The sequence below is a fragment of the Nocardioides malaquae genome (genome assembly GCF_015070385.1).
Lineage (GTDB): Bacteria > Actinomycetota > Actinomycetes > Propionibacteriales > Nocardioidaceae > Nocardioides > Nocardioides malaquae.
Window position 1 is genome coordinate 1 of sequence record NZ_JADCSA010000682.1, and the last position, 257, is coordinate 257.

Consider the following 257-nt stretch of genomic DNA (forward strand, 5'->3'; position numbering starts at 1 on the left):
ATTCCTCGGGGCATGGAAGTTTTACACCAGCTATACGTTGAAGACATTCGACGGTAAACGTTATCTGGAAGATTTTGCCGATCGAGTAACGATGGTGGCGCTGACGCTGGCACAAGGCGATGAGACGCTGGCGTTGCAACTGACCGATGAAATGCTGTCAGGACGCTTTCAGCCAGCCACGCCAACATTCCTCAACTGCGGTAAGCAGCAGCGCGGCGAACTGGTTTCCTGTTTTTTGCTGCGTATTGAAGACAATA

Annotated in this window: 1 protein-coding gene; it reads left to right on the forward strand. The window is 51.4% G+C overall.

Going from position 1 to position 257, the window contains the following annotated elements; all coding sequences use genetic code 11:
* Positions 1–257, forward strand: a 257-nt coding sequence (locus IEQ44_RS16145) for a ribonucleotide reductase N-terminal alpha domain-containing protein (protein WP_319804719.1), incomplete at both ends; no start/stop codon positions are given.